Origin of the sequence: Lutimaribacter saemankumensis, assembly GCF_900100005.1 — a bacterium.
In the GTDB taxonomy this organism is placed as follows: domain Bacteria; phylum Pseudomonadota; class Alphaproteobacteria; order Rhodobacterales; family Rhodobacteraceae; genus Lutimaribacter; species Lutimaribacter saemankumensis.
The window spans coordinates 125227-143271 of record NZ_FNEB01000006.1; the positions used below are offsets into that span (position 1 = coordinate 125227).

Here is an 18045-nt window from a genome sequence, read left to right on the forward strand (position 1 = left end):
GCTGCTGATGGTTTAGCCCCTTATGGGCGATGCAGCGAACGGGGGCAAGTGGGGCATGAGCGGGAACGCGATCGAGATCGAAGGCTTGCGGAAAACCTATGCCGGGCAAAAGGGCACCGGGCCCAAGGACGCGCTGAAAGGCATCGACCTCGCGATTCCCGAGGGCTCGGTTTTCGGGCTTCTGGGGCCGAACGGCGCGGGAAAGTCGACGCTGATCAACATCCTTGCCGGGCTGGTGGTGAAAAGCTCCGGCCGGGTGCGAATCTGGGGGTTCGACCAGGACGTGAACCCGCGCCAGTCGCGCGCCGCCATCGGGGTGATGCCGCAGGAATTGAACCTCGATCCGTTCTTCACCCCGCGCGCTGCGCTCGAGGTGCAGGCCGGGCTTTACGGCGTGCCGAAATCGCAGCGCCGCTCGGACGAGATACTTGAGCTGGTTGGACTGTCGGACAAGGCCAACGCCTATGCCCGCACGCTCAGCGGGGGCATGCGCCGGCGGCTTTTGCTGGCCAAGGCGCTGGTGCATTCGCCGCAGATCCTCGTGCTGGACGAACCCACAGCCGGGGTCGATATCGAACTGCGCCAGATGCTGTGGTCGAACGTGCGCAAGCTGAACGAACAGGGCATGACGATCATCCTGACCACCCACTACCTCGAAGAGGCCGAAGAGATGTGCGACGAAATCGCCATCATCAACCACGGCGAAAAGGTGGCCCAGGATAGCACTGCCAACCTGCTTGGCCGGATCGACGCCAAGACGATGGTCATCCACCCCGCCAGCGAGGCCGACACCCTGCCCAGCGGCAAGGGGATGGAGGTCGACCGCCGCCCCGACGGCGCCATCGCCATCACCTACCGCGCCGCCGAAACCTCGGCCGAGGACGTGCTGGCCGCCGTGCATGACGCCGGCATCTCCATCCGCGACGTCAAAACCGAAGAGGCCGATTTGCAGGACGTGTTCCTGGAACTGACACGCGCGGGGTAGGGGCGCCAGTTGGGGCGTTTTCTGGCCGCGTCACTCCTCGCGGTCCACCCGCCCCCGTAGCGCCTTGACCTCGCCGCGCTGTTTCTTGCTGGCAAGGCGGCGCTTCTTCGACCCCAGCGTCGGGCGGGTCGGGATGCGGCGCTTGGGCTTGCGGGTGGCCTGTTCGATCAGCTCGGCAAGGCGCTGGCGCGCGATTTCGCGGTTGCGCGCCTGGCTGCGGGTCTCGTCCACCTGGATGACGACCGCGCCTTCCTTGGTCCAGCGGCGCCCGGCCAGACGTTTCAGCCGTGATTTCACCGGCCCCGGCAGGTTGGGCGAACGCTCGGCCTCGAAACGCAACTCCACCGCCGTGCTGACCTTGTTGACGTTCTGCCCGCCAGGCCCGCTGGCGCGGATGAACTGCTCGGTCAGCTCCCAGTCCTCGATGGCGATGTCGTCGGTGATGCGCAGCATGGCCTCATCCTATCGCAGCTTGCCGCGGGCAGCCAGCCAACGGAAAGGGCCGCCCGACGGTACGGACGGCCCCCACAGAATTCGGAGGTGGTCTCGGTTAGGTCACCACCAATTCAGGGTCTTCGCACCCGAGGGCTGCCTCAGTTGCGCATCTCCTGAACTGTTCCGACACCTCTCTCCATTATCCCATTAGACACTAGAGCACCTCCTTTCTGCTGTTGAACCGTAAGGTCAGCCTGCCACAGAAATCGGGTATGTCAAAACAAAATCATGTGGTCCGGGGGATAAGCGCCCCCACGATGATGCGGAAGGGTACAAGTGCCAAAATAGCGAGCGAAAGTTTCACCAGCCAGTCGGCCACCGCCAGCGACACCCAAAGCGGCACCATCGGGCCCATGCCAAGCAGCGGCAGGGTCTCGCCCGCCCAGGACACGTCGTTGCCCGGCTCAAGCCAGGTCATCGAGGCCGAGAACGCGATGGTAAAGAACAGCGCCGTATCGAGCGACGACCCCACAAGGGTCGAGGCCAGCGGCGCGCGCCACCACTTTCCCTCGCGCAGGCGGTCGAACACGGCGATGTCCATCATTTGCGCGGTCAGAAAGGCCAGGCCCGATCCGATGGCAATGCGCAGCGTGACCGCCGGATAGGTGTATCCGTCGCCCTGCAGCATGATCTGGGTGCCGATGAGCGAACAGATCACGCCCACCACGAACCCGGCGGCCACCACCTTGCGCGCGGCCTGCACACCGTAGACGCGGTTCATTACGTCGGTGACAAGGAAAGCCAGCGGATAGGTGAATGCGCCCCAGGTCAGCCATTGGCCGAACAGGAACTGAACAAGGATGTTCGAGGCCACGACGATCGCGGCCATGGCAATAATGCCGGGAAGATGGGTGCGGGTCATATCTGTGATCCGTTTTTACAAGGTTGCGGAGACTTGGCCCTGCAAACCGCAGGACGCGCCGCGTTTACGCCCTGTGCGCCCTTATTGCAAGGGTTTGTCGATCACGTATTCCACGATCTCGGTCCGTTGCAGCCTGCGGAAATTGTCGTCCGAGATCATGCTCAGCCGTATCCGCCCTTCGCCATCCCGCCAGACCGAGATCCCTTCGAGGTTGTCATGTGCCAGGATGGCCGAACTCATCAGAACCTCGCCCGCCTGTATGCCGCCTTTCAGCGGTTCGATACGGCGCAAGCGGCTGCGGAACCCGATCCCGTTGAACCCGCGTTCCAGGATATAGAGCCAGCCGTCCGGCCCGAAATCGGCCCCCACGGGCAGGTAATCGGGATGCCGTTCCAGCCGCGCGACCATCTGCCAGCGCGGGGCGGTGAACATCCAGACCGGAAAAGGCCGCCCGTATTCGCCCGACCGTTCCGGCAGGGTGAAAAGCCGCCCCTCGCCGTCAATGGCCAGCGCCTCCATCCCCGAATTGTGCTGGACCACCTGCAATTCGGGATGCAGGGGCAGTGTTCCCGCGGCTTCGGGCGCGGGGGGCAGGCGGGCGATCATCGGCTCGCCCTCGTAGCTGATGAAAATCGTCCCGTCCGGCGCGATTGCCAGCCCCTCGGCATCCCGGGTGTCGTCCGGCAGGCGGCCGGCCGCGCGGGTGGCGATCTCGTCCATGCCGGTCAGCGTGACGCCCGTGATCCGGTCGCCCTCGCGGGTCAGGTCGGCGGTCAGGATCAGCCCGCGATCCGAAATCGCGGTCAGCGCCATGCCATCGTCCGACATTTCCAGCCCGGACAGGCCGCCGAACCCGTCCGCGTCGGCCTCCCAGGTGTAGTGTGACAGGAACCGCGCCTTCGGCCCGTCGGCGGTCGCAGTCGTCGCACCGATCGTGGCCAGCGCCGCGATCAGGGCGCGCGCAGGACCGAAACGCATTGATTGGGCAGATCGGCCAGCGTGTATTCGCGGCGTGGCTTGGGTTTGGGTGCGTTCGGGTCGGGCGGCGGCGGGTTCAGGATGTTGCGCTGCCATTGGCGGGCATCGGCGCAGCCGTCCCCGGCAGGCGGCGTATCCTGGTCGACGCAACCGCGGGCGCCCCTGGGGCAGTTCAGCCGCACATGGAAATGGTAATGATGCCCCCACCAGGGCCGCACCTTGCGCAGCCAGGCGCGGTCGCCCTTTTCATCGTCGCACATCTGAACCTTGGCGCCGGGAAAGACGAAAATCCGCGCCACGCGCGGGTCTTTCGCGGCGGCCTTGATGATTTCGTGATGGGCACGGGTCCATTGGCCGTTCACATAGGCCCCGTTCGCCCGCCGCATCGAGATCGACGAGATATTCTCGCGCTCGCCGGCGCTCAGGTTCAGGCGGTCGGCGGGGCGCATCCAGATGTCGATATCCATGCCGATCTGGTGGCTGCGGTGCCCGGTCAGCATCGGGCCGCCGCGCGGCTGGCTGATGTCACCGATATAGAGCCCGTTCCACCCCGGCTGCTGCGCCGCCTTGGCCGACAGATCCCGGATGAACCCGATGGCTTCGGGATGGCCCCAGTTGCGGTTGCGGCTCAGCCGCATGGCCTGCCAGGTCGGTCCGGTTTCGGGCAATTGCGCACCCCCCGCAAGACAGCCCTTGGCGTAGCCGCCAAAGGGCTCGGGTGCTTGTGACGACCCGCGCGGGGCGGCGCCGAAAAGCTGCTTGGCCTCGACCCCGCGCATCGCGGCGGGGATGGCCTGCTGCGTGGAAACCCGTGGCGCCGCAGCCGAGGTTCCGTCGTAATCGTCGGTAGTGGTGCGGCTGCCGCAGGCGGCCAGCGTCAGGCAGAGGGCTGCAAGGGCTGCGCGTCGGACCATGTGCCGTGATCTCCTTCCGGTTTCACCCAGCGTAGCAGGAACAACCCGATCAGGAAAAGGGCGATCAGCGGGGTTACGCCCAACTGCTGGCTGCCGGTCATGGCGGTGGCGATCCCGATGGCGGTGGGGGCCAGGAACGATGTCGCCTTGCCCGCCAGTGCATAAAGCCCGAAGGCCTCGGTCATGCGCTCTGGGTCGGCCTGACGCACCATCATGGTGCGGCTGGCTGCCTGGATGACACCGCCCGCCGCCCCGATCAGCGCCCCCATCACGTAGAACGCGATGTCGGGCAGCGACGACTCCGGCCCCACCGCAATGCCGTAAACGCTCTCGCGTGAGATGAACACGATCGAGATCGCCACAAAGCTCAGCACCAGGATGCAGACCGTGATCACCGGCTTGGGCCCGAAGGCCTGGTCCGCGCGCCCGCCGATCATGGCAAAGACCGCGCCCGTGATGATCGCGATGATCCCGAAGATGCCGGTGTCGACGACCGACCATTCCAGCACGCCTGCGGCATAGATGCCGCCGAACACATACATCCCGTTCAACGCGTCCCGGTAGAACATCGAACTGCCCAGATAAGCGAATAGCGACGGCTTCGAAGGCAGCGCCCGCACCGTCGTGACGACCTCGCCCAAGGCCTTTTTCAGCGCGCCTTTCGGCGGGCGGGTCGGCTTGGGGTCGCGCACCCACAGGAAGAACGGGATCATGAACACCGTGTACCAGATGGCCGTCAGCGGGCCCACCGCACGGGTGCCTTCGCGGGTGGCTGCATCCAGCCCCAGGATCGGGTCCAGCCCGATGAAGGTCTTGCCGGTATCGGCGCTTTCGGCCAGCAGAAGCAGCATGATCACCAGCGCCACCAGCCCCCCGGCATAGCCGAAGGCCCAGCCGTTGCCGGAAATCCGCCCGATCTGGTCCTTGGGGCCAAGGTCAGGCAACATCGAGTTGGTGAAAATCGTGGTGAACTCCATCCCGATCATCCCGATCGCAAAGGAAAACAGGATCAGGTACAGGTTGAAATCGCCCGGCACGGCCCACCAAAGGCAATAGGCGCCGACGATGTAGAGCAGCGAAAAGAACCATATCCAGCGCAGCCTGTTGCCCGACAGATCGGACAACGCGCCAAGGATCGGCGCCAGTATCGCGATGACGAACCCCGCCGCCCCGATGCCGAACCCCCAGGCCGATTGCGCCGCCGCCCCGTCCCCGATCAGCTCCTTGACATAGGGCGCGAAGATGAAGGTGATCAGCAGCGTGTTGTAGGGCTGGCTTGCCCAGTCAAAGAAATACCATCCCCAGATGCGCTTGCGTTGCGATGGTGCCGCCATGCCCGCTCTCCCCCCGTTTTCCGGGATAAGACAGCCAAAGCATGACGCTGGCAAGACAATCCTTGACCGCTCAGTCCTGCATGGGGGGCCAGGGGCGGGCGTCCTCGGCGGCGATCCACTTGGCCACCCAGTCGGGGATCGGGCGCGTCGCGCCGGCCTGACCGAGGGCCGCAAGCACACGGTCGGTGCCGACGATGCCATCCTGGTCGGTCACCGCCGCACGATACAGGATATGGCCAGCGCATTGCCCGTCGCGCCGCCACATCGACTGTTCCAGATATACGAACCGCCCGTCCCAGCACAGCGCCCGGCTGCGCATCTCGATCCGTTCGAACAGCCGCACCCGGCGGCGGTACCGCACACAGGCGCCGGCCATCGTCAGGCCCCACCGGTTGTCGCGCAGCATCGTGATCAGCCCCACCCGGTGCGCCAGCGGAATACGCCCCAGGTCATAGAGCGTCAGCGTGCGCCCGTTGTTCAACTCCATGAACGGGTCGAGATCCCAGGGCAGGCAGACGTGATGCGACACATGCACCCCGTCCAGCGGCAGGTCGGGCAATCTGCGCGCGCGCATGACCTGCGCGGCAAGGCGGATAAACGGATACATCGCGGCCTCTTGTCTTTTGCGGCGGGGTGCCGCGCGCGGGGCGAAAGGTCAAGCGCGACGGTGCGGCAACCCTTGCCCTTCATGGCGCGCGCGCTTACCTCTTGCGCGACGAAAGAAAGGTTTTGCGCAAATGATGGCGATTTACGGCCCGCTGGCCCTCATCCTCGATGTGATGTTCTTCATCCTTCTGGCCCATATCATCATGAGCTGGCTGATCAATTTCCAGGTTCTCAACCTCAATCAGCAATTCGTGGCGCAGATCTGGTATGGCCTGAACCGCCTGCTCGAACCGATCTACACGCCGATCCGCCGGATCCTGCCCGATACAAGGCCGCTCGACCTGGCGCCGCTGGTCCTGTTCATCATCATCATCTCGCTGCGCGACTACATTCTGCCCGAACTTCTGCTGCGCTGAGGCGCGGTCCGTCTAAATCCGCGAAAACGCCTGGCGGGGCTTGATCCCGCTAGCTGTGGTATGGGATATCCCAAACAAGAGCAGATATAGACAATCCCGCAGGATTCCCCATGACATCGGCCAGCGGCCTTTTGCGCGACGTTTTCGGATTCGATGCCTTCCGCCCCGGCCAGGAAGACATCGTTCAGGCCGTCGCGCGGGGCGAAAACGTGCTGGCGATCATGCCGACGGGCGGGGGCAAGTCGCTCTGTTTCCAGTTGCCCGCCTTGATGCGCGATGGTGTGACCGTGGTGATCTCGCCGCTCATCGCGCTGATGCGCGACCAGGTCCGCGCCCTGCGCGAAGCCGGGGTCGAGGCCGGCGCGCTCACCTCGGGCAATACAGAGGAAGAAACCGATGCGGTCTGGCAGGCGCTGTCCGAAGGGCGCCTGAAACTTCTCTACATCGCGCCCGAGCGGCTGGCGGCGGGCTCGGCGCTGGGAATGCTGCGGCGGATCGGCGTCAGCCTGATCGCCGTGGACGAAGCCCATTGCGTCAGCCAGTGGGGCCATGACTTCCGCCCCGACTACCTGCGCATCGGCGAATTGCGCCGCGCGCTGGATGTGCCTCTGGCGGCCTTCACCGCGACCGCCGACGCCGAAACCCGCGATGAAATCGTCACGCGGCTTTTCGACGGTCAGCCGCCCTGCACCTTCCTGCGCGGGTTCGACCGGCCCAACATCCACCTGGCCTTTGCCGCCAAGAACGGCCCGCGCCAGCAGATCCTGTCCTTTGCCGCCGCGCGCAAGGGGCAGTCGGGGATCGTCTATTGCGGCACGCGTGCCAAGACCGAAACGCTGGCCGACGCCCTGGCCGAGGCCGGGCACAATGCCTGCGCCTATCACGGCGGGATGGAGCCGGGCGACCGCCGCGCCGTCGAAACCCGGTTCTCGCGCGAGGACGGCCTGATCGTCGTCGCCACCGTGGCCTTCGGCATGGGCGTGGACAAACCCGATATCCGCTGGGTCGCCCATGCCGACCTGCCCAAGTCGATCGAGGCGTATTACCAGGAAATCGGCCGCGCCGGCCGCGATGGCGCGCCGGCTGAAACGCTCACCCTGTTTGGGCCCGATGACATCCGCCTGCGCCGGTCCCAGATCGACGAGGGGTTGGCCCCGCCGGAACGGCGCATGGCCGATCACGCGCGGCTTAACGCGCTTTTGGGTCTGGCCGAGGCGCTGGGCTGCCGGCGCCAGACCCTGTTGCGTTACTTCGGGGAAGAGGCCGAACCCTGCGGCCATTGCGACCTGTGCGACCAGGCGCCGGAAACCTTCGACGGCACGCAGGCCGTTCGCAAGGCGCTCTCGGCGATCCTGCGCACTGAGGAATGGTTCGGCGCGGGCCACCTGATCGACATCCTGACCGGCAACCTGACCGACAAGCTGCGCGAAAAGGGCCATGACAGCCTGCCCACCTTCGGGGTGGGGCGCGAATTCAGCCGCGCGCAGTGGCAGGCGATCTTCCGGCAGATGATGGGCCATGACCTGATCCGCCCCAATCCCGACCGCCACGGTGCGCTGACGATGACCGACGCGGCCCTGCCGATCCTGCGCGACCAGCAGTCGATCACCCTGCGCGCCGACAGCGTGGCGAAACCCGAACGCCGCCCGGCCGTGCGCGCGCTGGTCAGCGACGAGGACGCGCCGCTTCTGTCCGCGCTCAAGGCGAAACGCCGCGCCCTGGCCGAGGCGGCCAGCCTGCCCGCCTACATGATCTTCAACGACCGCACCCTGATCGAGATGGCGGAAAAGCGCCCCGCCAACCTCGACCAGATGGCGCGTATCGGCGGTGTGGGCGCGAAAAAGCTCGACCGTTACGGCGCGGAATTCCTGGAAATCATCACCGGCGCGGCCGAGGGCATGCACCCCGCGCGCATGAAACTGGCCGGGCGCGGCGCGGGTACCGTCTATGACCGTCTGCTCGCCGCGCAGGCCGACCTGATCCGGGGCCCCGACGGCACGGACAAGCCGATCTCGTGTTCGTCCTCGCAACTGGCAAAGCTGGCCCAGATGCGTCCCGATGACGAACAGGCCCTGACCCGCATCCTGGGCGACCGCCGCGCCGAACGCTTCGGCCCCGCCTTTCTGGACGTCCTGCGCATGGCGGACTAAGTATCGCCCTGATCCGAAACCACCGGAGGTATCCATGTTCGTCGTCGTATCGCCTGCCAAGAAACTCGACATGTCGCCGATCGGCGGGGTCGAGGCCACGACACCCGAATTCACCGACGCCGCGCGCGATCTTGCGCAGGTGGCGCGGGGCCTGTCGGTGGGCGATCTGCAAAAGCTTATGCATATCAGCGAAAACCTGGCGAAACTGAACGCCGACCGGTTCCGCGAATTTGGCGGGATGGAGGCCAAGCCCGCCGTCTACGCCTTTGCCGGCGACACCTACCAGGGGTTCGAGGCGGAGACGCTCGATGCCGACGCGATGCGCTGGGCGCAGGATCATTTCGGCATCCTGTCGGGGCTTTACGGCATCCTTCGTCCGCTCGACGCGATCGAACCCTACCGGCTGGAAATGGGCAGCCGCCTGAAAACCGACCGGGGCAAGACGCTTTATGACTACTGGGGCGACCGCATCGCCCGGGCGATCAACGACCGTGCCGCGGCGGTGGGCGCCGAAGTGCTGGTGAACTGCGCCAGCCAGGAATATTTCGGCGCGGTCGATCTGTCCGCGCTCAGGCCGCGCGTCATCACCCCCGTCTTCATGGAGGACAAGCCCGGCGGCCCCAAGATCGTCAGCTTCTACGCCAAGCGCGCGCGCGGCTCGATGGCGCGGTTCATCATCGAAAACCGCCTGACCGATCCCGCGGCGCTGCGCGATTTCGACCTTGGCGGCTATGCCTGGCAGCCGGACCTGTCCGACGACGACAAACCGGTGTTCATCCGCAGCGCCGAAGCCGCCGAAAAAGCCGCCTGAGCCAGGCTGCCCCCGTCATTCTGCGGCGGCTTGCGGCGGTTGGGTGCCTGTTCCCGGATCGCGCACACCGCCGGGACAATAGGTGCCGATCATGTCCCATATGGCTGCCTTGCGCAGCGGTTTGGTCAGATAGCCGTCCAGCCCGGCGGCAAGTATCGCCTCGCGGTCGCCTTCCATTGCATGGGCCGTCATCGCAACGATCGGCACGTCGCCACCCGGCTGCTTGCGGATTTCGGCGGTAGCTGCCTTGCCGTCCATTTTCGGCATCGAGATGTCCATGAACACGATGTCGGGTGAAAACCGGCTGAACGCGGCGACAGCCTCGATCCCGTTGGCGGCGAATTCCAGGTCGATGTCCAACTCCTGCACCATCTTGCGGAACACAAGCTGGTTGGTCCTGTTATCCTCGGCGGCCAGAATGCGCATCGCGCGTGCGGTGGCAGTCTGCGCCGGCACCAATTCCGATCCGTCCGGGCCGTCCGCTTGATCCGCGCTTGCGGGCGCCATTCCCATATCCTGCAGCCGCGCGAAAAGCTGCGCGCGCGGGGTCGGTTTCGGCAGAACGGCCTGCACCATACCCCGAGCAGGGTCCAGGTCTGCCACACCCGGATTGGAGCTCAGGATCATGATCGGAACGCTGCTGCCGGTTTCGCGGATCGCGGCGGCCAGCTCCATCCCGTCCATGTCCGGCATGTTGTGATCGCTCATCACCAGGTCGATCGCGTCATCCAGGGCGGCCAGTGCCTCGGCCCCGGTGCTGCAGACGGAACATGAAACCCCAAGCGCCGACATCTGCTTTTCCAGGATACGGCGGTTCACTTCCAGGTCGTCCACGATCAGCACCCGGCGCAAGTCGCGGGGCAGGGCGGGGGCGTCGGGTTGCGCCTCGGCAAGGGGCAGGGTGATGCGGAACCCGAAAGCCGTTCCTTCGCCTTCCTTGCTGTCCACCCAGATCGTCCCGCCCATCAGCTCGATCAGCCGCCGCGAAATCGCCAGCCCCAGCCCGGTGCCTTCGAACTGGCGGTTCTGTTCGCTTTCGACCTGGTTGAATTCGCCGAAGACGTGCTCGATCTTGTCCTCGGGGATGCCGATGCCGGTATCCTCGACCGTCACGTGCAGGTGACATGCGCCGGCCTCGTCCGCGATGCCGGCCACGCGCACCAGCACATGACCGGCAGTCGTGAATTTCACGGCGTTTCCCATCAGGTTGGTCAGAACCTGCCGGACACGGCCGGGATCGCCCATGAACACGGTCGGCAGAAACAGGTCGTAATCCACCAGGATATCCAGGCCCTTTTCGCGGGCGCCGGGCTGCAGCAGCATCGCCAACTCGTGGATACTGCGTTCCAGATCGAAAGGTTCGGGATGCAGAGACAGCTTTTCCGCCTCGATCTTGGAATAGTCCAGAACGTCGTTGATGATCACCAGCAACGCTTCGCCAGAGTTGCGGATCGTGTCGACGTAAAGCATCTGTTCCTCGCTCAGTGCGGTGTCGGCCAGCAATTCGGCCATGCCGACGACACCGTTCATGGGCGTGCGGATTTCGTGGCTCATATTGGCAAGAAAGGCCGATTTGGCGCGGTTTGCCGCCTCGGCCACCTTGCGCGCCTCGCGCAGTTCGGATTCGTAGCGCACTGTCGCGGTAATGTTCAGCGCCAGGCTGACCACGTCGCCGCCATGCCCGCGCTGGTCGATCAGCTTGATGTACTGGTCGTTGTAGCTGCGCATGACAAAGGGTTCGGGCGTGGGCGATTGCCAGCGTGCCATCATCATCGCGCGCCAGTCTGCCGGGGTCATGTCGCCGATATTGACGATCCCCTCTTCGGTAAGCAGTTGCAGCAGCCGCGGATAGGTGGTGCCCGGCCGCACCTCTTCCAGCCCGTCGAAGAACCCGACATAGGCATTGTTGGCGGCGATCATCCGGTTGTCGGCATCGAAAAAGGCGAACCCGTCCTGGATCGTTTCGATCGACAGCCACAAACGGCGTTCGGCGATCTCGACCTGCTGGCGTGCCTGCGTGAGATCGGATTTCACGCGCTGGTTTTCGTCGCGGTAGGTTTCGACCTGCGCGCGGGTTTCCACGATCTCTTCGGACAATTGCCTGGCGTGCTGGCCCAGCTTGCGGTTGGCCGCGAACAGCTCGGCCTGCTTCAGTTCGAGCAGCCGTTCCGCCGCCAGACGCGCGCGGCGTTCTTCGGCCAGTTTGTTGGCAAGGCTCATGCCCGGTCTCCGTCCGACTTGGCCCCTGTCAGGGGTCGGGGCAGGTTCCGTGGTCATGGTGAAAATGGCGTTAAGCCGGGCCGGGGAATGTGCGTCTCTGGCCGGTTAACGACTGCGCGGTATTGACGGCTGACCGCGCGGTTCTGACGGGCGGTGGTATCATGATACCGCCGCCTGTCGCCCGGCGCTTCCGGTTGGCCGTCGGGGCATGAAAAAACCGCGCGGTTGGAGACCCGAACCGCGCGGTTTCCGTTCATGTTTCGTCAGGAACCGCGCAGTTTCGCGCCCCGACCGCGCGGTTAACGCCGCGCGCGTATCAGATCACATCCGTTCGATCGCCAGCGCGATGCCCTGCCCGCCGCCGATGCACATGGTGATGAGGGCCTTCTTGCCGCCGATCCGCTCCAGTTCGTACATGGCCTTGACGGTGATGATGCAGCCCGTCGCGCCGACCGGGTGGCCCAGTGCGATTGCGCCGCCATTGGGGTTCACCTTGGACGGGTCGAGACCCAGCCCGTTGTTCACCGCAACCGCCTGCGCGGCAAAGGCTTCGTTCGACTCGATCACGTCGAAGTCGTTTATTTTCAATCCGGTACGCGCCAGCAGGTTCTCGACAGCCGGGACCGGGCCGATCCCCATCACTTCGGGGCGCACGCCTGCATGGGCATAGCCGAGAACGCGGAATTTCGGGTTGAGCCCCGCCTTTTCCGCCGCACCCGCACGCGCCAGCACGATGGCCGCGGCGCCGTCATTGATGCCGCTGGCATTGCCCGCGGTCACGCTGCCGTCCTTCTTGAACACCGGCCGCAGCCCCGCAAGCGCTTCGACCGTCGTCGCCTTCGGATGCTCATCCGTGTCGAAAGCCACCATATCTCGTTTGACCTTCACCTCGACAGGCACGATCTGGTCCTTGAAGTACCCGGCTTCGATAGCCGCGGCGGCGCGTTTCTGGCTTTCCAGGGCGAAAGCGTCCTGATCGTCGCGCGTGATGCCGTGCTCGGCGGCCACGTTTTCCGCCGTGACGCCCATGTGCCCGGTGCCGAAGGGGCAGTTCAACGCGCCCAGCATCATGTCCAACGTCTTGATATCACCCATTTTCGCGCCCCAGCGCTGGTCCTGGATGATGTAGGGGCTGCGCGACATCGCCTCGGCGCCGCCGGCCAGGGCGAAATCGGCGTCGCCCAGCATTAGCGACTGGGTGGCCGACACGATGGCCTGCGCGCCCGAACCGCACAGGCGGTTGACGTTCATCGCGGGCGTGGTGTCGGGGATGCCGGCCTGGATCGCAGCGACGCGCGACAGGTACATGTCGCGCGGTTCGGTGTTGATCACGTGGCCGAACACCACATGCCCGATCTGCCCGCCTTCGACGCCGGCGCGCTCCATCGCGGCCTTTGCGGCCACGGTCGCGGTTTCGATGGGCGGTGTGCCGGCCAGGCTGCCGCCGAATGTGCCGATGGCGGTGCGTGCCCCGCCCAGGATGACGATATCATCGCTCATGTCTGTTCCCCTCCTGATGAGTCGTTCCGCCAGACCCTAACGCCGCCCCGCGCCGGATGGCAGGGGAACGTTCCGTCACGTCAGGGCCGCGCAGTATCAGCTTGCGTAGGTCGAGCCCTCGTCGTCGAGGATCGCCTTGAGTTCGGCCAGGTGCCGTTCGTCCTGTTCGGGGTAGGTTTCCAGTTCCTGCGCCGTCTTTTCGGCGATCTCGTCCGACAGCACGCGCAGGGGCTGGCCGGTTTGCAGCGCGCGGATATAGGTTTCGGCCGCGCGTTCGAAATAATACATCCGGTTGAAGGTTTCCGCGACGGTCTGGCCGATCACCAACACGCCGTGATTGCCCATGATCATCACTTTTTTCTTCGGGTCGTCGAAAAGGCGCGCGCAACGTTCGCCCTCGTCCTCGAAGGCCAGCCCGCCATAGCCGTCGTCGATCACGTAGCGGTTGAAGAAGGTCGCGCAGTTCTGGTCGATCGGGGGCAGGCGGCTGTCGGCGAGCGAGGCCAGAACGGTCGCGTGGATCGAATGCACATGCATCGCGCAGCGCGCATGCGGGCAGTGGCGGTGAATGCCGCCGTGCAGGCCCCAGGCCGTCGGATCGGGTGCGTTCGGCCCCTCAAGCGTTTCGGGGTCGTTGGCATCGACCACAATCAGGTCGGATGCGCGGATGCGGGAAAAGTGCATCTGGTTGGGATTCATCAGGAACCGCGTGCCGTCGTCGTTGATGGCCAGGCTGAAATGGTTGGCGACCGCCTCGTGCATGTTGAGCCGGGCGGTCCAGCGGAACGCGGCGGCAAGGTCCACGCGCTCCTGCCAGTGATCCATGTTCGGTTTGAGGTTCGTCACGGTCATATCTCAGGTTCCTTGTCTGAATTCAGGTTTGGGCAGGCTGGCGATCCAGGCGTAGCCGTTGTCGCACAGGATACATGTTTCGCGCAGCCCATGGGGTTTGTCGGTGGGTGGCTGCAGGATCATCGCGCCCCGCGCGGTGGCACGGGCCGCTGCGGCGTCGGGATCGGTATCGTACAGGCGGATTTCGATGCCAGCGCCGCGCGGCGGGCTTTCCGGCAGAAGGCCCAGCAGCGGGTGGCTGTGATAGGTTCCGTCGGCGTGGATCTGCATGACCTGGTCGCCATAGGTCAGGATGGCGAAATCGGCGCTGACGCGATGCGCGCCCATGCCAAAGACATCGCGCAGGAAATCGGCCTGGGCCGGCACATCGCGCACCAGCAGGTTCAACCCGATACCGCGCAAGCCCGCGCCGAACTGCTGTGCGTCGACCGTTTCGTAATCCATCGCCAAACTCCCCTTGCGAATGACCCAGACCTTCCGGTGTCGCGCTGGGGCGGTCAACGCCTGACATCAAAGTTGATCTTGCCGGCGCGACCTGTTCCAGTGGTGAAAATGCAGGAAGGATCCCCCGGTGACGCCACCTATCGACATCGAAACCCCGGACGCGCCCGCGGCCGAGTTGTTCACCGACCCGAAGGCGGCGGTGGCGCGGCTGATCGCGCTGTATGACCAGGCCACGGGGTATCTGTGCGAGGCGTTCACCGCCGCGGTGGAAGGCCGCCCGCCCGCGCACCGGGTGCGGGCCTTTTACCCCGAGATACGCATCACCACCCGATCCTATGCCCAGATCGACAGCCGGCTGAGTTTCGGCCATGTCTCGTCGCCGGGGACGCATGCGGCGACGATCACGCGGCCCGACCTGTTTCGGAACTACCTCGAGCAGCAGATCGGCCTGCTGGTTCAGAACCATGGCCAGCCGGTGCAGATCGGCTTGTCGGACACCCCTATGCCGGTGCATTTCGCCGTGGCGAGCCGCGCCGACATGACCGTCCCGCACGAGGGCGCGGCGGATTTCACCCTGCGTGACATTTTCGACGTGCCGGACCTGTCGACGACGAACGACGACATCGTCAACGGCATCTACAAGGCCGGGCCGGACGGGGCGGAACCGTTGGCGCCCTTCACCGCGCAGCGGGTGGATTACAGCCTGGCGCGACTGGCGCATTACACCGCCACGGACCCCGCGCATTTCCAGAACCACGTGCTGTTCACCAACTACCAGTTCTATGTCGAAGAGTTCGAAACCTTCGCCCGTGCGGCGCTGGCCGATCCCGATAGCGGGTATACCGCCTTCGTGGGCACGGGGAACGCCATGATCACGGACCCGACCGCGCCATTGAATGTGCCCGCGAAGATGCCGCAGATGCCGACCTATCACCTCAAGCGCGCGAACGGCGAAGGTATCACGCTGGTCAATATCGGTGTGGGGCCGTCAAACGCGAAGACCGCGACCGATCATATCGCTGTTCTGCGTCCGCATGCCTGGATCATGGTGGGTCACTGCGCCGGGCTGCGCAATTCGCAGTCGCTGGGCGATTTCGTGCTGGCCCATGCCTACCTGCGCGAGGACAAGGTGCTGGACGACGATCTGCCGGTCTGGGTGCCGGTGCCCGCGCTGGCGGAAATCCAGATCGCGCTGGAACGCGCGGTGGCCGAGGAAACCGCGCTCGATGGCTATGACCTGAAGCGGATCATGCGGACGGGGACGGTGGCCAGCGTCGACAACCGCAACTGGGAACTGCGCGATCAGCAGGGGCCGGTGCAGCGGCTGTCGCAGTCCCGCGCCATCGCGCTGGACATGGAAAGCGCGACGATCGCGGCCAACGGGTTCCGGTTCCGGGTGCCGTATGGCACGCTCTTGTGCGTGTCCGACAAGCCGCTGCATGGCGAGTTGAAGCTGCCCGGAATGGCCAGCGATTTCTATAAAACGCAGGTCGCCCGGCACCTGATGATCGGGATTCGGGCCATGGAACGGTTGCGCGACATGCCGTTGGAGCGCATTCACAGCCGCAAGTTGCGCAGTTTTGACGAAACGGCCTTTCTCTAACCTCGGGAAAAATCCGCAAAATCGGCGATTTTCCCTTGCAAAGCCCCACTAATCGTTGTGTTTAACCACCACATGCCGTTAAATATGGCGGGAGAGGCCCTAGAGATCGGGCATGATAAGGAGACCAAACATGGCAAAACCGATGACCAAAACCCAGCTCGTTGCCGCTCTGGCCGATGAAATGGGCAGTGACAAGAAAACCGCTTCGGGCGCGCTCGACGCCATCATCGCGATCATCACCCGCGAGGTTTCGGCCGGCGGCGCCGTGACCCTGCCGGGCGTCGGCAAGATCTACTGCCGCGAACGCCCCGAGCGTATGGTGCGCAACCCCGCCACCGGCGAGCAGATCAAGAAAGAGGCCGACAAGGTGGTGAAGATGACCATCGCGAAGGCTCTCAAGGACAGCGTGAACGGCTGATCCGACCTGGTTTTAGTGCAAGGGGCCGTCCGATTGGGCGGCCTTTTGTATTTTAAATCAATGGGTTTCGCGGAATTGTCAGCCCTCCTGCCTTAAATTCGGCCGCCCCGACCTCCACGTCATGTTGTGCAAGTCACTACAGAAAGGAGGGCAACGATGTCAGAACGGGATGCCTATATCCAAAAAGCCAAGGCGCAGCTGGATCAATGGAATGCCGAGATCGACAAGCTTGAGGCCCGCGCCCGCGAAGCTTCGGCGGATGGCGAACTGGCCTATCGCGAGACATTGCACGATCTGCGCGGCAAGCGCGACGCGCTGGAACAGCGGATCGAGGACACTCATAAATCCGGCGAAGCGGCCTGGAGCGACATGCGGGCCGGGATGGACGCGGCGTGGAAGAATCTGTCCGAGGCGCTGGAAAAAGCCCAATCCCGCTTTGGCTGACAGGTGATTGCATCCCCCCGCGTCCCCGTGTCTAAGGAAGGCACGAAACGGGCGAGGGGCGGACATGAACATCCGGGCGATACTTCTGGGGCTGGCCTTTGCGCTGATGTGGTCGAGCGCCTTTACCTCGGCGCGGGTCATTGTCGCCCACGCGCCGCCCCTTGCCTCGCTGTCTTTGCGGTTTTTCCTGTCCGGCGTTCTGGGCGTGGCAATCGCCTTGATGCTGGGGCAAACGTTTCGGCTGACGCGTGGGCAATGGCGCGCGACGATCATCTTCGGGATCTGCCAGAACGCGCTGTATCTGGGGCTGAATTTCGTGGCCATGCAATGGGTCGAGGCATCGCTGGCCTCGATCATCGCGTCGACCATGCCTTTGATGGTGGCGTTTGCGGGCTGGGCGCTGTTTCGGGACAGGCTGCCGTGGATCGGGGTCGCGGGCCTTGTGCTGGGCGTCGTCGGCGTGACCCTGATCATGGGCGCGCGGCTCGAAGCCGGGGTCGACCGGGCGGGGCTGCTGCTGTGTATCCTCGGGGCGGCGGCGCTGACCGTGGCGACGCTGTCTGTGCGCGGGGCGTCGGCGGGTGGCAACGTGATGATGGTCGTCGGGCTTCAGATGTTCGTGGGCGCTGGGTGCCTGGCCGTGGCCTCGGCGTTGACGGAAACGATCACGGTGGACTGGACGTGGCAATTGGTCGTGGCGTTCGCTTACACGACATTGGTGCCGGGGCTGGCGGCGACCTGGGTCTGGTTCACGCTTGTGGGCGAGATCGGCGCGGTAAAGGCCGCGACCTTCCACTTTCTCAACCCGTTTTTCGGCGTCGCGATCGCCGCGGCCCTGCTGGGCGAAAAACTGGGGGCTCTGGATGTGGTTGGCGTCGTCGTGATCGCGGCGGGCATCCTGATGGTACAGCTGTCAAAGCAAAAGGCGGCGGTCGGCTGAGACCGGGCGCCGCGCAGGCGCGCGGCGCAAGGGGGCGCTGCCCCCTCTTGGGCCTGCGGCCCAATTCACCCCC

At 65.0% G+C, this 18045-nt stretch carries 18 protein-coding genes; 8 read left to right on the forward strand and 10 right to left on the reverse strand.

The genetic code is table 11. From position 1 onward, the window contains the following. The first annotated feature begins 55 nt into the window (after nt 1–55). A complete protein-coding gene (locus tag BLT50_RS12370) occupies nt 56–985 on the forward strand; it encodes an ABC transporter ATP-binding protein (RefSeq protein WP_090029158.1) in 930 nt (309 codons plus the stop codon). A gap of 30 nt (nt 986–1015) precedes the next feature. Here the strand turns inward: BLT50_RS12370 and arfB are convergent, their stop codons facing one another. The 6 genes from arfB to BLT50_RS12400 form a co-directional block, all read right to left on the reverse strand. Then, entirely contained in the window at nt 1016–1438 is a 423-nt protein-coding gene (gene arfB / locus BLT50_RS12375; RefSeq protein ID WP_090029009.1) for an alternative ribosome rescue aminoacyl-tRNA hydrolase ArfB, read from the reverse strand. Between the two features lie 268 nt (nt 1439–1706). Beyond that, the gene (locus BLT50_RS12380; protein ID WP_090029010.1) at nt 1707–2342 is read right to left on the reverse strand and encodes a queuosine precursor transporter; all 636 of its coding nucleotides are present in this window, start codon (nt 2340–2342) and stop codon (nt 1707–1709) included. Between the two features lie 81 nt (nt 2343–2423). Further along, nucleotides 2424–3320, reverse strand: a complete 897-nt coding sequence (locus BLT50_RS12385) for an esterase-like activity of phytase family protein (RefSeq protein ID WP_090029011.1) — start codon at nt 3318–3320, stop codon at nt 2424–2426. After that, nucleotides 3293–4234: a penicillin-insensitive murein endopeptidase gene (gene mepA / locus BLT50_RS12390; RefSeq protein ID WP_090029012.1), complete on the reverse strand. Its 942-nt coding sequence runs from the start codon at nt 4232–4234 to the stop codon at nt 3293–3295. Before mepA ends, BLT50_RS12385 begins: the two co-directional genes overlap by 28 nt. Next, the gene (locus tag BLT50_RS12395) at nt 4198–5568 is read right to left on the reverse strand and encodes an MFS transporter (RefSeq protein WP_090029013.1); all 1371 of its coding nucleotides are present in this window, start codon (nt 5566–5568) and stop codon (nt 4198–4200) included. Before BLT50_RS12395 ends, mepA begins: the two co-directional genes overlap by 37 nt. Before the next feature lie 70 nt (nt 5569–5638). Then, a complete protein-coding gene (locus BLT50_RS12400) occupies nt 5639–6175 on the reverse strand; it encodes an acyl-CoA thioesterase (RefSeq protein ID WP_090029014.1) in 537 nt (178 codons plus the stop codon). 130 nt (nt 6176–6305) lie between these two features. Here BLT50_RS12400 and BLT50_RS12405 point away from each other — a divergent pair, with 130 nt between their 5' ends. The 3 genes from BLT50_RS12405 to yaaA all read left to right on the forward strand — a co-directional run bounded on the left by BLT50_RS12405 (nt 6306) and on the right by yaaA (nt 9551). After that, nucleotides 6306–6590, forward strand: a complete 285-nt coding sequence (locus BLT50_RS12405) for a YggT family protein (RefSeq protein ID WP_090029015.1) — start codon at nt 6306–6308, stop codon at nt 6588–6590. A 110-nt stretch (nt 6591–6700) separates the two neighbouring features. Next, nucleotides 6701–8740: a DNA helicase RecQ gene (gene recQ, locus BLT50_RS12410; protein WP_090029016.1), complete on the forward strand. Its 2040-nt coding sequence runs from the start codon at nt 6701–6703 to the stop codon at nt 8738–8740. A 34-nt stretch (nt 8741–8774) separates the two neighbouring features. Further along, nucleotides 8775–9551: a peroxide stress protein YaaA gene (gene yaaA, locus BLT50_RS12415; protein ID WP_090029017.1), complete on the forward strand. Its 777-nt coding sequence runs from the start codon at nt 8775–8777 to the stop codon at nt 9549–9551. Between the two features lie 15 nt (nt 9552–9566). Here yaaA and BLT50_RS12420 read toward each other — a convergent pair whose 3' ends face one another. The 4 genes from BLT50_RS12420 to BLT50_RS12435 all read right to left on the reverse strand — a co-directional run bounded on the left by BLT50_RS12420 (nt 9567) and on the right by BLT50_RS12435 (nt 14567). Further along, a complete protein-coding gene (locus tag BLT50_RS12420) occupies nt 9567–11771 on the reverse strand; it encodes a response regulator (protein ID WP_090029018.1) in 2205 nt (734 codons plus the stop codon). A gap of 321 nt (nt 11772–12092) precedes the next feature. Further along, entirely contained in the window at nt 12093–13271 is a 1179-nt protein-coding gene (locus BLT50_RS12425) for an acetyl-CoA C-acyltransferase family protein (RefSeq protein ID WP_090029019.1), read from the reverse strand. Nucleotides 13272–13367: 96 nt separating this feature from the next. Continuing rightward, nucleotides 13368–14123, reverse strand: a complete 756-nt coding sequence (locus tag BLT50_RS12430) for a class II aldolase and adducin N-terminal domain-containing protein (protein ID WP_090029020.1) — start codon at nt 14121–14123, stop codon at nt 13368–13370. A gap of 3 nt (nt 14124–14126) precedes the next feature. After that, nucleotides 14127–14567: a VOC family protein gene (locus BLT50_RS12435; protein WP_090029021.1), complete on the reverse strand. Its 441-nt coding sequence runs from the start codon at nt 14565–14567 to the stop codon at nt 14127–14129. Between the two features lie 127 nt (nt 14568–14694). Between BLT50_RS12435 and BLT50_RS12440 the strand changes: the two genes are divergently transcribed. The 4 genes from BLT50_RS12440 to BLT50_RS12455 all read left to right on the forward strand — a co-directional run bounded on the left by BLT50_RS12440 (nt 14695) and on the right by BLT50_RS12455 (nt 17972). Next, nucleotides 14695–16170, forward strand: a complete 1476-nt coding sequence (locus BLT50_RS12440) for an AMP nucleosidase (RefSeq protein ID WP_090029022.1) — start codon at nt 14695–14697, stop codon at nt 16168–16170. 130 nt (nt 16171–16300) lie between these two features. Then, nucleotides 16301–16588 carry an HU family DNA-binding protein gene (locus BLT50_RS12445; RefSeq protein ID WP_090029023.1) on the forward strand — a complete coding sequence of 96 codons (288 nt, stop codon included), beginning with the start codon at nt 16301–16303 and terminating at the stop codon, nt 16586–16588. 156 nt (nt 16589–16744) lie between these two features. After that, nucleotides 16745–17032: a sll1863 family stress response protein gene (locus BLT50_RS12450; protein WP_090029024.1), complete on the forward strand. Its 288-nt coding sequence runs from the start codon at nt 16745–16747 to the stop codon at nt 17030–17032. A 64-nt stretch (nt 17033–17096) separates the two neighbouring features. Next, complete coding sequence (locus BLT50_RS12455) at nt 17097–17972, forward strand: DMT family transporter (protein ID WP_090029025.1); 876 nt, start codon at nt 17097–17099, stop codon at nt 17970–17972. Nucleotides 17973–18045: the final 73 nt, after the last annotated feature.